General features: G+C 57.0%; 15 protein-coding genes. 14 read left to right on the forward strand and 1 reads right to left on the reverse strand.

What is annotated here, in order from left to right; genetic code table 11:
• Positions 1–136: 136 nt before the first annotated feature.
• Together scfA and scfB are read left to right on the forward strand one after the other, a co-directional pair.
• On the forward strand, positions 137–280 hold the full coding sequence (scfA, locus tag ACRTGH_RS07555) for a six-cysteine ranthipeptide SCIFF (RefSeq protein WP_368846491.1): 144 nt from the start codon (positions 137–139) through the stop codon (positions 278–280).
• A gap of 96 nt (positions 281–376) precedes the next feature.
• Positions 377–1,777: a thioether cross-link-forming SCIFF peptide maturase gene (scfB, locus tag ACRTGH_RS07560; RefSeq protein ID WP_368846490.1), complete on the forward strand. Its 1,401-nt coding sequence runs from the start codon at positions 377–379 to the stop codon at positions 1,775–1,777.
• A gap of 151 nt (positions 1,778–1,928) precedes the next feature.
• On the opposite strand, the gene ACRTGH_RS07565 is transcribed toward scfB, so the two are convergent.
• Positions 1,929–3,206 (reverse strand): NAD(P)/FAD-dependent oxidoreductase, encoded by a 1,278-nt coding sequence (locus ACRTGH_RS07565; RefSeq protein ID WP_368846489.1) that lies wholly within the window; start codon positions 3,204–3,206, stop codon positions 1,929–1,931.
• Between the two features lie 381 nt (positions 3,207–3,587).
• On the opposite strand from ACRTGH_RS07565, the gene ACRTGH_RS07570 reads away from it, so the two are divergent.
• The 12 genes from ACRTGH_RS07570 to ACRTGH_RS07625 all read left to right on the forward strand — a co-directional run bounded on the left by ACRTGH_RS07570 (position 3,588) and on the right by ACRTGH_RS07625 (position 15,624).
• The gene (locus ACRTGH_RS07570) at positions 3,588–4,568 is read left to right on the forward strand and encodes a KpsF/GutQ family sugar-phosphate isomerase (RefSeq protein WP_368846488.1); all 981 of its coding nucleotides are present in this window, start codon (positions 3,588–3,590) and stop codon (positions 4,566–4,568) included.
• Positions 4,569–4,759: 191 nt separating this feature from the next.
• Positions 4,760–5,950, forward strand: coding sequence for an ADP-forming succinate--CoA ligase subunit beta (gene sucC, locus ACRTGH_RS07575; RefSeq protein ID WP_368846487.1), 1,191 nt, complete (start codon positions 4,760–4,762; stop codon positions 5,948–5,950).
• A 21-nt stretch (positions 5,951–5,971) separates the two neighbouring features.
• Complete coding sequence (gene sucD / locus ACRTGH_RS07580) at positions 5,972–6,877, forward strand: succinate--CoA ligase subunit alpha (protein WP_368846486.1); 906 nt, start codon at positions 5,972–5,974, stop codon at positions 6,875–6,877.
• A 225-nt stretch (positions 6,878–7,102) separates the two neighbouring features.
• Positions 7,103–8,083 carry a nuclease gene (locus tag ACRTGH_RS07585; RefSeq protein WP_368846485.1) on the forward strand — a complete coding sequence of 327 codons (981 nt, stop codon included), beginning with the start codon at positions 7,103–7,105 and terminating at the stop codon, positions 8,081–8,083.
• 423 nt (positions 8,084–8,506) lie between these two features.
• Complete coding sequence (gene mreB / locus ACRTGH_RS07590; protein ID WP_368846484.1) at positions 8,507–9,523, forward strand: rod shape-determining protein; 1,017 nt, start codon at positions 8,507–8,509, stop codon at positions 9,521–9,523.
• 316 nt (positions 9,524–9,839) lie between these two features.
• Complete coding sequence (flgF, locus tag ACRTGH_RS07595; RefSeq protein WP_368846483.1) at positions 9,840–10,637, forward strand: flagellar basal-body rod protein FlgF; 798 nt, start codon at positions 9,840–9,842, stop codon at positions 10,635–10,637.
• A gap of 184 nt (positions 10,638–10,821) precedes the next feature.
• Entirely contained in the window at positions 10,822–11,613 is a 792-nt protein-coding gene (flgG, locus tag ACRTGH_RS07600) for a flagellar basal-body rod protein FlgG (protein WP_368846482.1), read from the forward strand.
• A gap of 17 nt (positions 11,614–11,630) precedes the next feature.
• Complete coding sequence (gene flgA / locus ACRTGH_RS07605) at positions 11,631–12,374, forward strand: flagellar basal body P-ring formation chaperone FlgA (protein WP_368846481.1); 744 nt, start codon at positions 11,631–11,633, stop codon at positions 12,372–12,374.
• Between the two features lie 15 nt (positions 12,375–12,389).
• A complete protein-coding gene (locus ACRTGH_RS07610; RefSeq protein WP_368846480.1) occupies positions 12,390–12,998 on the forward strand; it encodes a flagellar basal body L-ring protein FlgH in 609 nt (202 codons plus the stop codon).
• Between the two features lie 33 nt (positions 12,999–13,031).
• Positions 13,032–14,144 (forward strand): flagellar basal body P-ring protein FlgI, encoded by a 1,113-nt coding sequence (locus ACRTGH_RS07615; protein WP_368846479.1) that lies wholly within the window; start codon positions 13,032–13,034, stop codon positions 14,142–14,144.
• A 12-nt stretch (positions 14,145–14,156) separates the two neighbouring features.
• Positions 14,157–14,588, forward strand: coding sequence for a rod-binding protein (locus ACRTGH_RS07620; RefSeq protein ID WP_368846478.1), 432 nt, complete (start codon positions 14,157–14,159; stop codon positions 14,586–14,588).
• A 370-nt stretch (positions 14,589–14,958) separates the two neighbouring features.
• Positions 14,959–15,624, forward strand: coding sequence for a hypothetical protein (locus tag ACRTGH_RS07625; protein WP_368846477.1), 666 nt, complete (start codon positions 14,959–14,961; stop codon positions 15,622–15,624).
• Positions 15,625–15,915 lie beyond the last annotated feature (291 nt).

Below are 15,915 nucleotides of genomic sequence, written 5' to 3' on the forward strand. Positions count from 1 at the left end.
GCGGAAGGAACCGGCATGGCGTTTGCTCCTGCACTGCATGGGGAAAGCCGGACAGGCATTGTCGGGGAAATCCCTTGCCAAGTGCGGAAAAAACAGGTAGAATGAAAAGAGGCGAAACGGAAAAGGAGGTCGTATGATGAAGCACATCAAGACGGTCAACAAGCCGACGCTGCAAAAGACGCTGAAGACCGGCGGCTGCGGCGAATGCCAGGCATCGTGCCAGTCGGCATGCAAGACGTCCTGCACGGTGGGCAACCAGGTTTGTGAGAGCAGGAAGTAACAAGAAAAGACCTCTTCCTTGGGGAAGAGGTCTTTTCCGCATCTCGGGGAAATATGGGACGGGCTCCTTGTTTTTCCGCGTATACGGAGGACGCAAATGAAAGAGAGAATCCATAAATTCGAGCAGGGAGGCTCCTTTATCCTGCTCGACGTCAACAGCGGCGCCGTCCATGTCGTGGATGAGATGGTATACGACATCATGGACGTCTTTGACGGAACGAACGATGCGGCGGTTGTCCGGGCGCTCGCAGGGCGCTACCCGGCGGAAGAGCTGGAGGAAGCTGTTTCTGAGCTGCATGAGCTCATGGAGATGGGCGAGCTTTTCGCGCCGGACATTGACGTGCCGCCGACCTTTGCCCAGAAGGGCCTGGTGAAATCGCTGTGCCTGATGGTCGCCCAGGACTGCAACCTGCGCTGCCGATACTGCTTCGGCGACGGCGGCAACTACGGCATGGAGCGCGCGGTCATGACGCCCGAGGTGGGATGCCGCGCCGTCGATTTCCTCATCGAAGGATCGGGGCCGCGCAGGCACTGCGAAATCGATTTCTTTGGCGGCGAACCGCTGATGAACATGAAGACGGTCAAGGCCGTGACGGAATATGTGCGGAAGCGGGAGAAAGAAACAGGCAAGGCGTTCAAGCTGACGCTGACGACGAACGGCATGCTCCTCAACGACGCCAATATCGCTTGGCTCAATGCCAACGATTTTTCGCTCGTTCTCTCGCTCGACGGGCGCAAGGAAACGAACGATGCCATGCGCCCCGACATCGCGGGGCGGGGTACATACGAACGCATTGTGCGGAATTTCCGGAAGTGTCTCGCGAGCCGCGCGGGCGGGGATTGGGATTACCGCGGAATCTACACCTATCTGCGCGGTACTTACACGAAGCACAATATGGATTTCACGCAGGATGTGCTCTCGATGCACGATGCGGGCTTCGACATTCTCTCCGTCGAGCCCGTCGTCCTGAAGGACAGTCCGCTCGGCTTCGAGGAAGAGGACCTGCCGCGCCTCAGAGAGGAATACGATCGCCTCACGGAAGCCTATATGAAGCGCCGCCGCGAGGGAAGAGGCTTCTTCTTCTTCCACTTCAACATGGATCTGTCGAACGGGCCTTGTGTTGCCAAAAGGCTTTCCGGCTGCGGTGCGGGACACGAGTATTTCGCTGTCGCGGAAAACGGCGATCTCTATCCGTGCCACCAATTCGTCGGTAGGAAGCGCTACCGGCTCGGCAGCATCTATGACGGCGTGACGGATGCGGAACTGCCGCGATACTTCCGCGAATCGCATGTCCTGAACAAGGAGAAATGCGCCGGCTGCTGGGCGCGGTTCTTCTGCAGCGGCGGCTGTCATGCCAACGCCGACCTCTTCCACGGCGATATCCGAAAGCCATATGAGGTCGGCTGCGAGATCCAAAAGAAGCGGCTCGAATGCGCGCTCTACGTGCAGGCGCTTTTGGCACTGGAAAAGGAGGAGCCCAAAGCGGCAGCGCTGTAATAAAAAATGGGATTGCCCCTGCAGGGCGATCCCATTTTTCCATCCTGGGCGGTTCATGCCGTAATCTCGCTCGACGAAGGCCCAGCCGGGTCCGTCCGGACGGGGTCATACAATGGGCTGAGGCGTATGCAGTCGGATGTTCCAGTGCTTTTCAGCGCGTGATCATGCGGCCCAGGCGGGTGTCGAAGAAGTAGTTGAAAAACCATTTGAATGATACGGAGACGTTGGCGTGGAAACCCGCCTTCGTCAGGAGATGGATCCAGAGCCATGCCGACCAGGCGAGGAAGCCGCGCCCGACGAGGGGGCCGGCGGACATGACGGCTTCGCTGTTGCCGATGATCGCCATGACCCCCTTGCTCTTGTAATCGAGATGTTCGAGCGGCTCGCCCTTGAGCTTGTGCAGGATGTTGGCGGCGGCGACATCGCCTTCGGCAAGCGCGACGGGGGCGAGTGTCGGCAGCGGGTGCTCCGCTCCGGGCGGCGTGAAGCTTGAGCAGTCGCCGGCGGCATAGACGTTTTCAAAGCCACGCGCGTGTATCGTATCGTCGATGATGATGCGGCGACCGCGATCTTTTTCTGCGGCAAACCCGTCGAGACAGTCGACGGGGCGGACGCCTGCCGCCCAGATGACGGTGTGCGTCCTGATCTCTTGCAGGGGGGCGTCTTTGGGGGCGCTGAAAGGCTTGTAGCGCAAGGTTTCGCCGTCGTAGTCCGTGACCATCATCGAGCATTGGACGGCGACCTTTTTCTGTTCAAGCACGCGCAGGGTCTCTTGGCGCAGTTTTTCGGGCATCATCATCAAGACGCCGGGGTCTGCGCCGATCAGATGCAGCTCGACTTCGTTGAAGTCGATCGTATGGTATTCTTTCTGAAAGACGTCGTAGATGAGCTCGGAGAGGCCGCCTGAGCCTTCGACGCCGATCGGGCCTGCGCCGACAAAGACGAAGGTCAAAAGCGCTTTGCGCTTCGCAGCGTCTTTTTCACGCGAGGCTTCTTCGAAGATCTTGAGGACGTGGCTGCGAATCTCAATGGAATCGACGAGCGTCTTCAATGGCAGGGCATGTTCTTCAATGCTCTTGGAGCCGAAGAAGTTTGGCGTGGCACCGAGCGCGATGATGAGGTGATCGTAGCGGATTTCGCCTTGGTCGGTGTGCACGGCTTGTGCGTCCGTGTCGATGCCTTCGATCTCGGCGAGCAGAAAGTTGACGTTCGAAGCATTGCGGAAGAAGCCGCGGATCGGGTAAATGACCTCGTCCGCCGAGAGCATCGAGGTGGCTACCTGATAGAGCAGCGGCTGAAAGACCTGATAGTTGTTGTGGTCGATGATGAGAACGTCGACCGGCTCGTTCGCGAGTTTGCGCGCCGCACGTATGCCGGCGATGCCGCCGCCCAAGATGACGACACGGGGGTTGTTTGTTTTTTCCGTCATGATTCATACCGCCTTTCCGGGAAAGTTTGAAAGAAAATGATGTATTTTTATTATATCTCTTTTTTATGGAGGTGTAACATATCAATGTTTTATGTTAATATAAGTTCTTTGCTTGGCACGGATTTTTTGCACAGTCAGAGCCGAAAAGGCACGCTCAGGCGGCGCGTTTGCGAAAACGTCCCAGGAATGCAAGCGCGCAGCATGACTGGCTGACGTTGACCGCAATCGGAAGAGCGTATCTCTCCAAATTCGGGCACCTGCATTTTATCAGTGGTTCCTCAGGAAAAGCCTGCGAAAATCTACACAGAAAGCGTCGCGCGGTGTATAATAGGAGTGTAGTTTTCGAAGGGGTTACAGTCAAAACAAAAAGGAGCGCAGCGAATGAAGCGAGATGTGATACGGGAAAAGGCGACAGAAACGCTGACGATGGAAGCGGCGGCGGTGAAAAAGCTGACGGAGAATATCGATGAGGAATTTTGTCGTGCGGTTGAGTGCATCCTTGACTGCACGGCGCGCATCATCGTCACGGGTATGGGCAAGTCCGGGCATGTCGGCAGAAAGATTGCCGCAACGCTTGCGAGCACGGGGACGCCGGCGTTTTTCATGCACCCGGCGGAGGCGTTTCACGGCGATCTCGGCATGGTGACGGACAGGGATGTTGTCTTGGCGATTTCCAATAGCGGTGAGGTGCAGGAAGTCGTGAAGATCCTGCCCGTCATTCATCGCATCGGTGCGCCGATCATTGCTATGACGGGCAATCGTGCGTCGCAGCTTGCGGAGTATTCCGACTACGTCATCGACATTGGACATGAGCCGGAAGCGTGCCCTTTGGGACTTGCGCCGACGACGAGCACGACGGCGACGCTCGCCATGGGGGATGCCATTGCCGTCGCTGTGATGAGCGTGCGAAACTTCAAGAAGCAGGATTTCGCACTCTTCCATCCGGGCGGTGCACTGGGGCGCCGTCTTCTGCTCAAAGTGCAGGATGTGATGCATACAGGAGAGGAGAATCCTGTCGTCGAGAGCACAAAAACGGCGAAGGATGCGCTTTTCGTCATGACGGAGAAAGGGCTTGGCGCTGTTTCCGTCGTCGATGGGTCCGGGCGTTTTATCGGACTTTTGACCGACGGTATCATCCGCCGCGCTCTTGCAAAAGATTATGCCTTCCTTGATGAGCCCGTACACGAGATCATGTTCACCGAGCCTTTGACGATTCGCGCAGATGAGCTGGCGACGGCGGCGCTCTCTGTTATGGAAAAGCACAAGCCGCGTCCCGTCACCGTGCTTCCCGTCATGGATGAGAAGGGCGCTCCGGCAGGCATGATCCATGTCACGGATCTCCTGAAGCAGGGCGTTGTCTGAAAAGGTCAAGGAAGATCTTCCGGCGACGATTTCCTATAAGTATAGAGTATGATAGGCGGCGAGTATTATAAGATTTATAAGAAACCACTAGACAATAGGGCGAAAAAATTATACAATATATTTGTTTATGGGATGAAATGAGAGGAAGCAATATCCTCCGTCCCGAGAACCATTAACAGGGAGGCATGGTTATGAATATTCATGAGTACCAGTCCAAGCAAGTCCTGCGGGAATTCGGCGTCAATGTGCCGAACGGCCTGCCGGCGTTCAGCGTGGAAGAAGCGGTCGAGAATGCGAAGAAGCTCGGCGCTGCTGTCACGGTCGTCAAGGCGCAGATCCACGCGGGTGGCCGCGGCAAGGCGGGCGGCGTCAAGATCGCCAAGTCCATCGAAGAAGTCGAGGGCTACGCGAAGGAGCTGCTTGGCAAGGTTCTCGTCACGCATCAGACGGGTCCTGAGGGCAAGAAAGTCGGTCGCCTCCTGATTGAAGAAGGCTCGAACATCAAGAAGGAATATTACCTCAGCTTTGTCGTTGACCGCGCCACGGCGAGGATCGTCATGATGGGTTCCGAGGAAGGCGGCGTCGAGATCGAAAAGGTCGCAGCCGAAACTCCGGAAAAGATCATCAAGGAGTACATCGATCCGGTCATCGGTCTTGCACCGTTCCAGGCGACGCGCATGGCGTACGCCATCAATATTCCGGCTCCTGCGATTCGCAAGGCCGCGGTTCTGATGGAGAAGCTTTACAATGCGTTCATCGGCAAGGACTGCTCGCAGGTTGAGATCAATCCGCTTGTCGTCACGGCCGAGGATGATGTGATCTGCCTCGATGCGAAGCTGAACTTTGATGACAGCGCACTGTTCCGCCATCCCGACATCGTCGAGCTGCGCGATGAGACGGAAGAGGATCCGAAGGAGCGCGAAGCTGCGGCTGCCGGCCTCAACTACGTCAACCTCGGCGGCGATGTCGCGTGCATGGTCAACGGCGCAGGCCTGGCCATGGCTACGGTCGACATCATCAAACATTACGGCGGCGAGCCTGCCAACTTCCTCGATGTCGGCGGCGACTCCGAGCCGGAGAAGATCGCGAAAGCGTTCAACATCATGCTCGAAGGCGGCCAGGCGAAGGGCATCTTCGTCAACATCTTCGGCGGCATCAATCGCTGTGACAACATCGCGAACGGCATCATCGAGGCCGCGAAGATCATCTCCAAGGACGGCAAATCCCTCCCGGTTCCCGTCGTTGTCCGTCTTGAGGGCACGAAGGTCGAAGAAGGCCGCGAGATTCTGAAGAACACGCCGATTTCTAACGTCTTCCCTGCACCCACGATGGAGGGCGGCGCCGAGCAGATTGTCAAACTCGTTGCTGAGGCGAAGGCTTAAATCGAAAGGGAGGTCAAACACATGTCAGTTTTGATTGATAAAGATACAAAGGTCATCGTGCAGGGCATCACGGGCAAAGCGGCGACGTTCCACACGAAGCAGATGCTCGACTATGGCACGAAGATTGTCGCAGGCGTAACGCCGGGCAAGGCGGGTCAGAAGGTCGAGGGTGTTCCCGTGTTCAATACGGTTGCGGATGCTGTGAAGGCTACGGGCGCGACGGCTTCGGTCGTCTATGTTCCCCCTCGTTTTGCGGCGGACAGTATCATGGAAGCGGTTGATGCCGATCTCGATCTCGTCGTCTGCATTACGGAGCATATCCCTGTCCTCGACATGGTCAAGGTGCGCCGCTACATGGAAGGCAGGAAGACGCGTCTCGTCGGCCCGAACTGCCCGGGTCTTCTGACATCCAAGCAGTCGAAGCTCGGCATCACGCCGGCTACGGTCAGCAAGCCCGGTCATGTCGGCGTCATCTCGCGCTCCGGCACCTTGACGTATGAGGCTGCTTTCCAGCTCACGAATGCGGGCATCGGCCAGACGACGACGGTCGGCATCGGTGGCGACCCCGTCAAGGGCACGGACTTCATCGACGCTCTGCAGCTCTTCAAGGATGATCCTGATACGCTGGCCGTCCTGATGATCGGTGAGATCGGCGGCACGGCGGAAGAGGATGCTGCGAAGTGGATTCAGGCGAACATGAAGGATAAGCCGGTTTCCGCTTTCATCGCAGGCCGTCAGGCGCCTCCGGGCAAGCGCATGGGTCATGCCGGCGCGATCATCTCGGGCGGCAAGGGCACGGCAGCCGACAAGGTCGCGGCGCTGAACGCTGCGGGCATTCCCGTCGCCGATACGGTCGCTCATATCGGCGAGACGATGGTCAAGCTCCTCAAGGAAAAGGGGCTTTTCGAGAAGTGCCATACCTGCTGAGTTCCAGCAGAAAAGCATAAAGAAGGAGCCGCTGCGGTTTGCAGCGGCTCCTTCTTTATGCTTTGACCGCCAATGCAGCCTTTGCATCTTCGGGCGAAATGAATCGTCTGGCGAAAATAAGCGGTCGGTGTTATAATGAGCGTAAAGAATGCTCTTGAACTGCACGCATAGACGTCCGCTTTGCGGACATTGTGCGCCGCCCTTACATGACAAGGAGAAAACACGATGCAGGAGAATCCGGCGCCTCTCTACCAAAATCCTACCTACGATCAACATGCAAAGCGGCTGCTTTCTCAAAAAGTCATCATGGCGCGGCTCCTCAAGCGAACCGTGCCGGAGTTTCAAGATGCCGCAATCGATGATATCGCCGAAAAATATATCGAGGGAACACCGCAGATCAGCGAGATTCCCATCGATCGTGACACGACGAATGCTGCAAGAAACGGCATACATTCGCCCAAAGAGATCCTAGGAGACGCCACGGAGAGCGTCGGCATCACGGAAGGTCGGATTCGTTTTGACATCCTCTTTCACGCACGCGCACCAAAATCGGGCGAGCTCATCACTCTGATCATCAACGTCGAGGCACAGCGGACGCAGCGCAGATCGAAACTGGGATACGCAATCTTACGTCGGGCAGTCTACTATGCAAGCCGTTTGATTTCCTCACAGAAGGAAACGGAATTCACCGGTTCCTCGTACGACGACATCAAAAAGGTCTATACCATCTGGCTCTGCATGGACTCTCCGGACGGCACGAGCGCCATCAACCGTTATGACTTGGAAGAGCATCACATCCTGAACGGTCATAAAGAAAATCGCGCCGACTACGACCTGATGAGCATCATCACAATCTACCTCGGAGATGAACGTCAGCGAAAGGAAGATTGGCTCATCCGCTTCCTGCGGCTTTTATTCAAGGATACGAAGATGCCGGCGGCAGAGAAGAAGCAGCTGCTGAAAGATGAATTCGATATGGATACGAATATAGATATGGAAGAGGAGTTGAGAACGATGTGTAATCTGAGTGCAGGCATATATGAACAGGGCATAGAGAAGGGCATGGAACGTGGACGTGAGGAAGGGAAGGCCGACATTGTCGTGGAAATGCTGCGGAATAAGCTGCCGCCGGAAATGATTGCGCAGATGTCGAAGTTTTCACTGGAAAAGGTCAAAGAACTTGGCAAGATGCACAGCCTGCTTTGAGTGAACCTGAACAACTACCGCATGTAAAATGCCCCGTTGATCTTCCGACGGGGCATTTTCACGCAGCGAGGCTGCGTCAACGACCCGGAGCAGACAACGCGGCATGCTGCAATCATCGATAGGCCGCCGGCGATGGAACATGTCCGGAAAATTATCCGCGTTTCCCCGCCAATCGACCTGCGCCCTTCGGGCTTGACCCCTTGGGGGTTCACGCTAAACTACACGCACAAACGTCCACTTTGTGGACATTGTGCGCCGCCCTTACATGAAAATCGCCAATCAATCTGCACCCTTCGGGTTTGATTTCTTGGGTTTTCATGGTAAAATAATATATGATGGGGTGAGGTTGGTGACAACGAAGCAAGGAAAAGGGGAGCAGTTTCTTTTTGCTTGAAAATGTACCCTTGGAAGGGGTTTGGGATAATGTTTGGCATGTCGATGGATATCGGGGTTGATTTGGGAACGGCGAATGTGCTCATCTATGTCAAGAGGCGCGGCATTGTGCTGCGCGAGCCGTCGGTCGTGGCTGTGGACCGCGACACGAACCGCATCTTGGCGATTGGCGAGGAAGCGCGCAGCATGATCGGGCGTACGCCGGGAAATATTTCGGCAATACGGCCTTTGCGGGCGGGTGTGATTGCCGATTATGATATGACGGAGCGCATGATCCGCTTTTTTATCGAGAAGGTGACGGGCAGGAGCTTTGTCTTTCGCCCGCGCATCATGATCTGCATCCCGTCGGGCGTGACGACGGTGGAGCAGCGTGCCGTGCAGGAGGCGGCGGAGCAGGCGGGGGCGCGTTACACGCAGCTGATCGAAGAGCCTCTGGCCGCGGCTCTGGGGGCAGGGCTTCCCATCGAGGAGGCCAACGGTTCGATGATCGTCGATATCGGCGGCGGCACGACGGATGTTGCCGTCATCAGTCTCGGCGGCATCGTGGACAGTGCGAGCCTGCGCGTTGCAGGGGATACGTTCGATGAAGCAATCATTTCCTATATCAAACGTAAATACAATATGATGATTGGCGAACGCACGGCGGAGGAGGTCAAGATCAATGTCGGTGAGGCTTTCCGCGGAGCGCGGGACGAGATGATGGAGGTGCGCGGCCGCGATTTGCTTTCGGGCCTGCCGAAAACCATCCAGGTTCGTTCGGCCAATGTGGCGGAAGCGTTGGAAGCTCCCGTCATGAATGTCGTGCGCTGTGTGAAGAAGGTGTTGGAGGAAACGCCGCCCGAGCTTGCGGCGGATATCATGGACCGCGGCATCGTTCTGACGGGAGGCGGCGCTTTGCTCTACGGCTTCGACGAGCTCCTGCGGCGGGAGACGGGCATCGCCTCGACGCTGGCGGAGGATCCGCTTTCCTGCGTCGCCCTTGGTACGGGCAAGGCGCTCGATTACCTTGGCATGACGGGCGAGCGCGTAAAATTCCTCGCAAAATAAATTTTTTCTTATGATTTTGGGGAAAATGCCGATATAGACTATAGAGGTTTTTACTATGAATTTCCAAGAGGTCAAGCCCGAAGGGCGCAGAGCGATTGGTAAAAATCATGTAAGGGCGGCGCACAATGTCCACGAAGTGGACGTTTGTGCGTGTAGCTTACTATGAATTTCCAAGAGGTCAAGCCCGAAGGGCGCAGAGCGATTGGCAAAAATCATGTAAGGGCGGCGCACAATGTCCACGAAGTGGACGTTTGTGCGTGTAGTTTATAAGGATAGTTCTGCCTTGGATTAGTGCAATGATGAGGAGGATTCTTTTATGCTGCGTGGTTTGTACGTTGCGGCGTCCGGCATGATTACCGAGACGAACCGCACGGATACGATAGCGAACAATCTGGCGAATGCCGCGTCTTCCGGCTACAAGAGGGACGAGGCTGTGAATGAGGAGTTTTCCCCCATGCTCATCAAGCGTATCAACGATGCGCAGGATGATGAGGTGACCTCCTTCAAGGGGTTCCGCATCGAGCAGGGACCCCCGCCGGTTGGTATGCTCGGGCTCGGTTCCTGCACGGCGGAAATTGCGACGGATCATTCGCAGGGCGCGATGACGGTGACGGGCAACCCATTCGACCTCGCAGTGTCGGGTGAGGGCTACTTCGCTATCCAGACGCCGGAGGGCGTGCGCTACACACGCGACGGCAGTTTCTACCGCCAGGCGAACGGCGCCCTGGTGACGGCGCGTGGACAGGCTGTGCTCAACGAGCAGAACAGACCGATCGTGCTGCCGAACAGTGCGAATATCACGATCGGCGCCAGAGGACAGATCATGGACGGCGCGAACCTTGTCGATACCTTGCAGTTCGTGCAGTTTGACGACCGCCGCGCCGCCTTGAAACAGGGCGACAATCTCTATCGTCCGCAGGAAGGCGCACAGCCGCAGGCGGCCACGGGCGAGATCCAGCAGGGCATGCTTGAGCGCTCGAATGTCAATGTTGCGCAGGAGATGGTCAACCTGATTCATAATTATCGGATTTATGAGGCCGGTTCGCGCGCCTTGGTGACGCAGGACTCGATGACGGATAAAGTCGTCAACGATGTCGGCCGTATGAATGGCTGATGAATGCTGCCCCCCTGCAAAGGGGGCGGCATTGGAGTATCCTTTTATTTTCATGAAGGCCAAACGGTCAGGCCGAAGGGGCAGGCCGAGAGGATTTCATGGAAAGGCGGTGCACAGTGTCCGCAGGACGGATGTTTGTGCGTGTGATTTATCGTGATTTGGGACAGATGGAGGAGTTTGCTTTATGATGAGAGCACTTTGGTCCGCGGCTTCGGGCATGAAGGCACAGCAGGACAATATGGATGTCGTGGCGCATAACATCGCGAACGTCAATACGTTCGGTTCGAAGAAGGTGCGTGCGGAGTTCCAGGATCTCGTTTACCAGAATCTCCGTGCAGCCGGTGCACAGAGCGGCGCCGATTCGCAGTATCCGACGGGGCTGGCCATCGGCCTTGGCACGCGCACGGCGGCGACGCAGCGCATCTTTACGCAGGGCAATCTGCAGTCTTCGGGCAACCCGACGGATGTCGCAATCCAGGGCGAGGGATTTTTCCGCATCGAGATGCCGGACGGCACGATCGCCTATACGCGCGACGGCTCTTTCAAGCTTGACCAGAACCGCCGCCTCGTCACAACGGACGGCTATCCTCTGGCAGACGGCATCACGATCGACGAGAATGCGCCGAGCGACAGCATCGTCATTGCGGGCGATGGTCAGGTTTCCTGCACGCCGGCAGGTGGAACTGTGACGGCTGTCGGGCAGATCACGCTCTCGCGTTTCGTGAACCCGGCGGGACTCTTCGCCATCGGCAAGAACCTCTTCCAGGAGACGGAGGCTTCGGGCAATGCGATTGACTCGAATCCGGGCGAAGAAGGCGCAGGCACTTTGACACAGGGCGTCGTTGAAATGTCGAACATCCAGATCGTTGAGGAAATGGTCAACATGATTGTGGCGCAGCGTGCCTATGAGTCGAATTCGAAGGCCATCACGACTTCGGATTCCATGCTTGAGATTGCAAATTCCCTGAAGCGCTGACAGAGGGCGCAGGGGTAATGCTTAGATTATTGGCGGCGGCGCTTTTTCTCGCGTTCGCCGTTGGCTTCTTTCCGGCCGGGGGAGCTGCTTCGGCAGCAACGGCGCCGCGCTTCACGCAGCAGGTGGAGGCGGCGACATTCCAGCGGTTGGCGGATGAGAAGGTCGAGGCACTTCTCGCCGAATTGGGGGAAACGCGGCGTCACGAAGTGATGTTGGTGAAGCCGCCGCGCGACATGCGCCTTCCGCCCGGGGAAGTCACGTTTTCGGCCGAGGCTCCTGTGGGACTTGCCTACAACCGCCGCACGCCGATCTATGTGACGGCCTATGTGGACGGCAAGCCGTATCGGCGGGCGCTCTGCTACTACAGCATACATGTCTACGATACGGTGCTTGTCGCGGCGCGCAACATCTTTCCGGAAAGCCCGATCAGCGAGGCGGATCTGCGTTTTGAAGAACGCGATGTCTCGAATGTGCGCGGCCGTCCCCTGACGGACAAGGGCGAGGCAGTCGGACACGTCGTGAACCGCCTGGTGCAGGCGGGGACGCTTCTTTCGGGAAATCTCATCAAGAATCCCATCGTCGTCGAATCGGGTTCGCATGTCCTGATCGTATCGCATTACAACGGCATCGAGGTGCGCGTTTCCGGCATTGCGCTCGGGCGCGGCCGCGTGGGGCAGAAGATCCGTGTCCGCAATGCGGCTTCGCGCAAGGTGATGCTCGGGCGGGTTGTTGACAGTACGACGGTCGAGTTGGAAAACTGAACCGAGGTGGAGTTTATGAAAAGAAATAAAAAATGGCAGACCATGGTGCTCGCGGGACTTTTCAGCGGGGCAGTCCTTTTGCCGCAGGCCGCTTCGGCTCAGTCCCTTTGGCTCGATTCCGAGAGCGGCGCCTCGGCCCGCAGCGTCTTTGCCGACCGCAAGGCACAGGCCGTCGGCGATATCCTGACGGTCGTCATCAGCGAGAAGACGACGACGACACAGTCGAAGAAGCGCTCGAACGGCAAGTCGGGTTCAACGAGCCTCAACGCCGGCGTGGGCATCTTTGATTTTCTCACGGCGGCTTCGGCCAGCGGCAAGGATTCATGGAAGGCCGACGGATCGGCGAAGGATTCGAGCAATTTCAGCGGCAACATCACCGTGACGGTCGTGGAGGTGCAGCCGAACGGCAATATGGTCGTCGAGGGCACGCAGTCCATCTGGCAGAACAAGGATGAGCATAAGATTACCCTGCACGGCATTGTGCGCCGCGATGATGTGAGCTACGACAACACTGTGCCGTCGACAAAGGTAGCGGATGCGACGGTGCGCTTCGATGGCAAGGGCCCCTTGAATGCGAAGCAGCGGCAGGGTATCCTCACGCAGATTTTCAATATCTTGTTCTGAGGTTGTTTTTCCGGGCTGTTGGGAGGCAGATTTATGAAGAAAATTTTTGCGTGCCTCGCCGTGTGCCTTTGCTTTACGGTGATGAGCACGACGGCCTTTGCCGAATCGGCAATGACGCGCATCAAGGATATAGCGAAGGTGCAGGGAGTCCGCTCGAATCAACTGATGGGCTACGGCCTCGTCGTCGGGCTCAACGGTACGGGCGATTCGAACAAAACGCTCGAGACGCTGCAGTCCGTGGCAAATATGCTGCGCGAATACGGCGTGACGATCAGCAAGGCGGATCTGAAGACGAAGAATGTTGCGGCCGTTATGGTCACGGCGACACTGCCGCCTTTCGTACGCGAGGGGGACAACATCGACATCACGGTGTCCTCGATGGGCGATGCGAAAAGCCTTGCCGGCGGAACGCTGCTGCAGACTCCTTTGAAAGCCGGCAACGGCATCGTCTACGCTGTCGGACAAGGGCCTGTCGCGACGGGCGGCTTCTCGGCCGGTTCCAGCGGCGGTTCGCAGCAAAAGAATTTTCCGACGGTCGGTACGACTCCGGGAGGCGCTATTGTGGAGCGCAGTGTTGAAGATGACGATCTCGTCTCGGACGGCAAGCTGTCGCTTTCGCTGAACAAGGCGGACTTCACGACGGCAGCCCGCGTCGCGCAGGCGGTCAATTCCCAGTACGGCAATATCGCGCGCGCTGCAAACCCGGGACGTATCGATATTTCTGTGCCGGCTTACTACCGCAATAACATCGTCACATTCGTCGCGAGCCTGGAAGATCTCCCGATCGTACCGGACAGTATCGCGAAGGTCGTCGTAAATGAGCGCACGGGAACGATTGTCATGGGCGGCAACATTGCCGTGGATGAGGTCGCCATCACACAGGGCGGCATTTCCATCAGCATTTCGAAGCAGGTCGACGTCAACCAGCCGCCGCCGTTCAGCCCCGGCACAACGGTTGTTACGAACGACACGAACACGGAGGCAAAGGAGCAGAAGGCAAGCTCCATCGTGCTTCCTGCGACGGCAAATGTCGGCGATATCGTCGGTGCGCTGAATTCGGTCGGCGCGACGGCGCAGAATATCATTTCCATTCTGCAGGCCATGAAAGCCTCCGGGGCATTGCATGCAGATTTGGAAATCATTTGATGAGGTGAAACTATGCAGGTTTTTGACGCATTGCATGCGGATGCGCTCAGCGCGGCGCAGCGTCCGACGAACAGCTCCATGGAGCAAAACTGGGAGAAGGCTGAGAGCGCTAAATTCAACGAGACGCTGAAGGAAGCGCAGAAGTCCCTTGCCGCGAAAAAGGGGCAGGGAGCCCTGTCGCCCGAGGCGGAGGCTTTGGTGGACAAGAAGCTCCAAGAGGCCTGCCGCGGCTTCGAGGCCATGTTCCTCGACATCATGTATCGCCAGATGCGCCAGACAGTGCCCAAGGACGGCCTCTTCGGCCACGACAACACGGACGATATCCTCGAATCGATGCGCGACACGGCCATGATGAACAGCGCTGCTGAAGCCGGCGGCATCGGCCTTGCCAAAACGCTCTACGAACAGCTGAAACGCGAGCAGAATTCCATACCGGCAAAATAAAAAGGCGGACGGGGTTTTCGCTTCGGCGATATGGCTTTTGGCGAAATGCTTATCCCCCCGACTACCCGTTTATGCATTCGGGCAGGCGGGGGATTTTTGTTCGGCAGGCGTGGGGACGGCCTGGGGGATGCGTCCGATGGAGCAGTGGCTGCTTTCAAGCCTGAGCCGCCTTGGGGCGCCAAAGAAGCGTCATACGGATAATCTTCGGGGTGCTCCGGGAAGGGAAGGATTTGTTGACGATGGCAGGGTGAAAAGATGCACAAAAATGATGGCGCTTATTTATCCGTGCTTCCATAAACCTGTTGTGGGGAGGTTTATGGAAGCACTTCGCGCCTGACACCTGCATCGGAGAAGCCGGGGGAACGATGGGATGAGCCAAGAGGTGAAGGATAATCTGCTGGAAACGGTGCTGCAGCAAGTTGCCGATCTGCAGAAGCAGATGGCGGAGACGAAGGACAGCCTGCTGAAAACGATGATGCAGCAGATCGCCGACCTGCAGAAACAGGTGACGGAGGCAATGCGGGCCAGCAAGGCATCGCCGTACGACGGACGAGGCCTCTTCGGCATGGCGGAAGCGCCGGATAAAGCCGACAATAAAAATGGCGGTGCAGATGCGGCGTTGTCCTATCTGACTTTCATGGGACCATGCCTTGGGCAGATGAAAGAGACGTTTTCTTCTGCTGTGAAAGTGCAGTCCAATGCCAGCCGCATGGGACATGATGACGCTTCGCTGGCTTCGCACATCGAAGCGTTCCTGGAAAAGGAGCCGTCCTCATTGGCAAAGACGCAAAAGGCGATTGCCTTGCTGCAGCTCGACATCATACAAATGAAAGCAAAGCAGGCATATGGTGCTGTGCATGACATCGAAGAAGCGGATCCGGCGACAGATTCGGAAGACGGGACGCCGAACAGCGCGGAATCGACGGCGGAAGCGGCGACTGTCCAAAACGGCGATGAAAATATTTCCCGGCAGGAGGATCGCTCCGACGTATATGCGTATGAGAAGGAGAAACCGCATCTCGATATCGGGGCGTAGAGCTGTGGACTGCGAAGAATACCGTCGTTCCTCGTGCGAGGAGCGGCGGTATTCTTTGTGGGTGCTGCAGCGGCTGCTTGTCCTGCCCGTTGGGGACGGGAAAATTCCGCTTGTCGTTATGGCAGGCATATTCTTTGCCTGCCAAATCAAAGATTTTCAACCAATTCTCATCATTTCTATGGTATAATATTCTTTACGATGAAACCCCAAGAACTCAAGCCGAAGGCGCAGAGTGATTGGCAGGTTTCATGTAAGGCGTGAGGACATATGTACAGCACGATGCTGTGATGG

The organism is Selenomonas oralis (assembly GCF_051603425.1).
In the GTDB taxonomy this organism is placed as follows: Bacteria; Bacillota; Negativicutes; order Selenomonadales; family Selenomonadaceae; genus Selenomonas; species Selenomonas sputigena_A.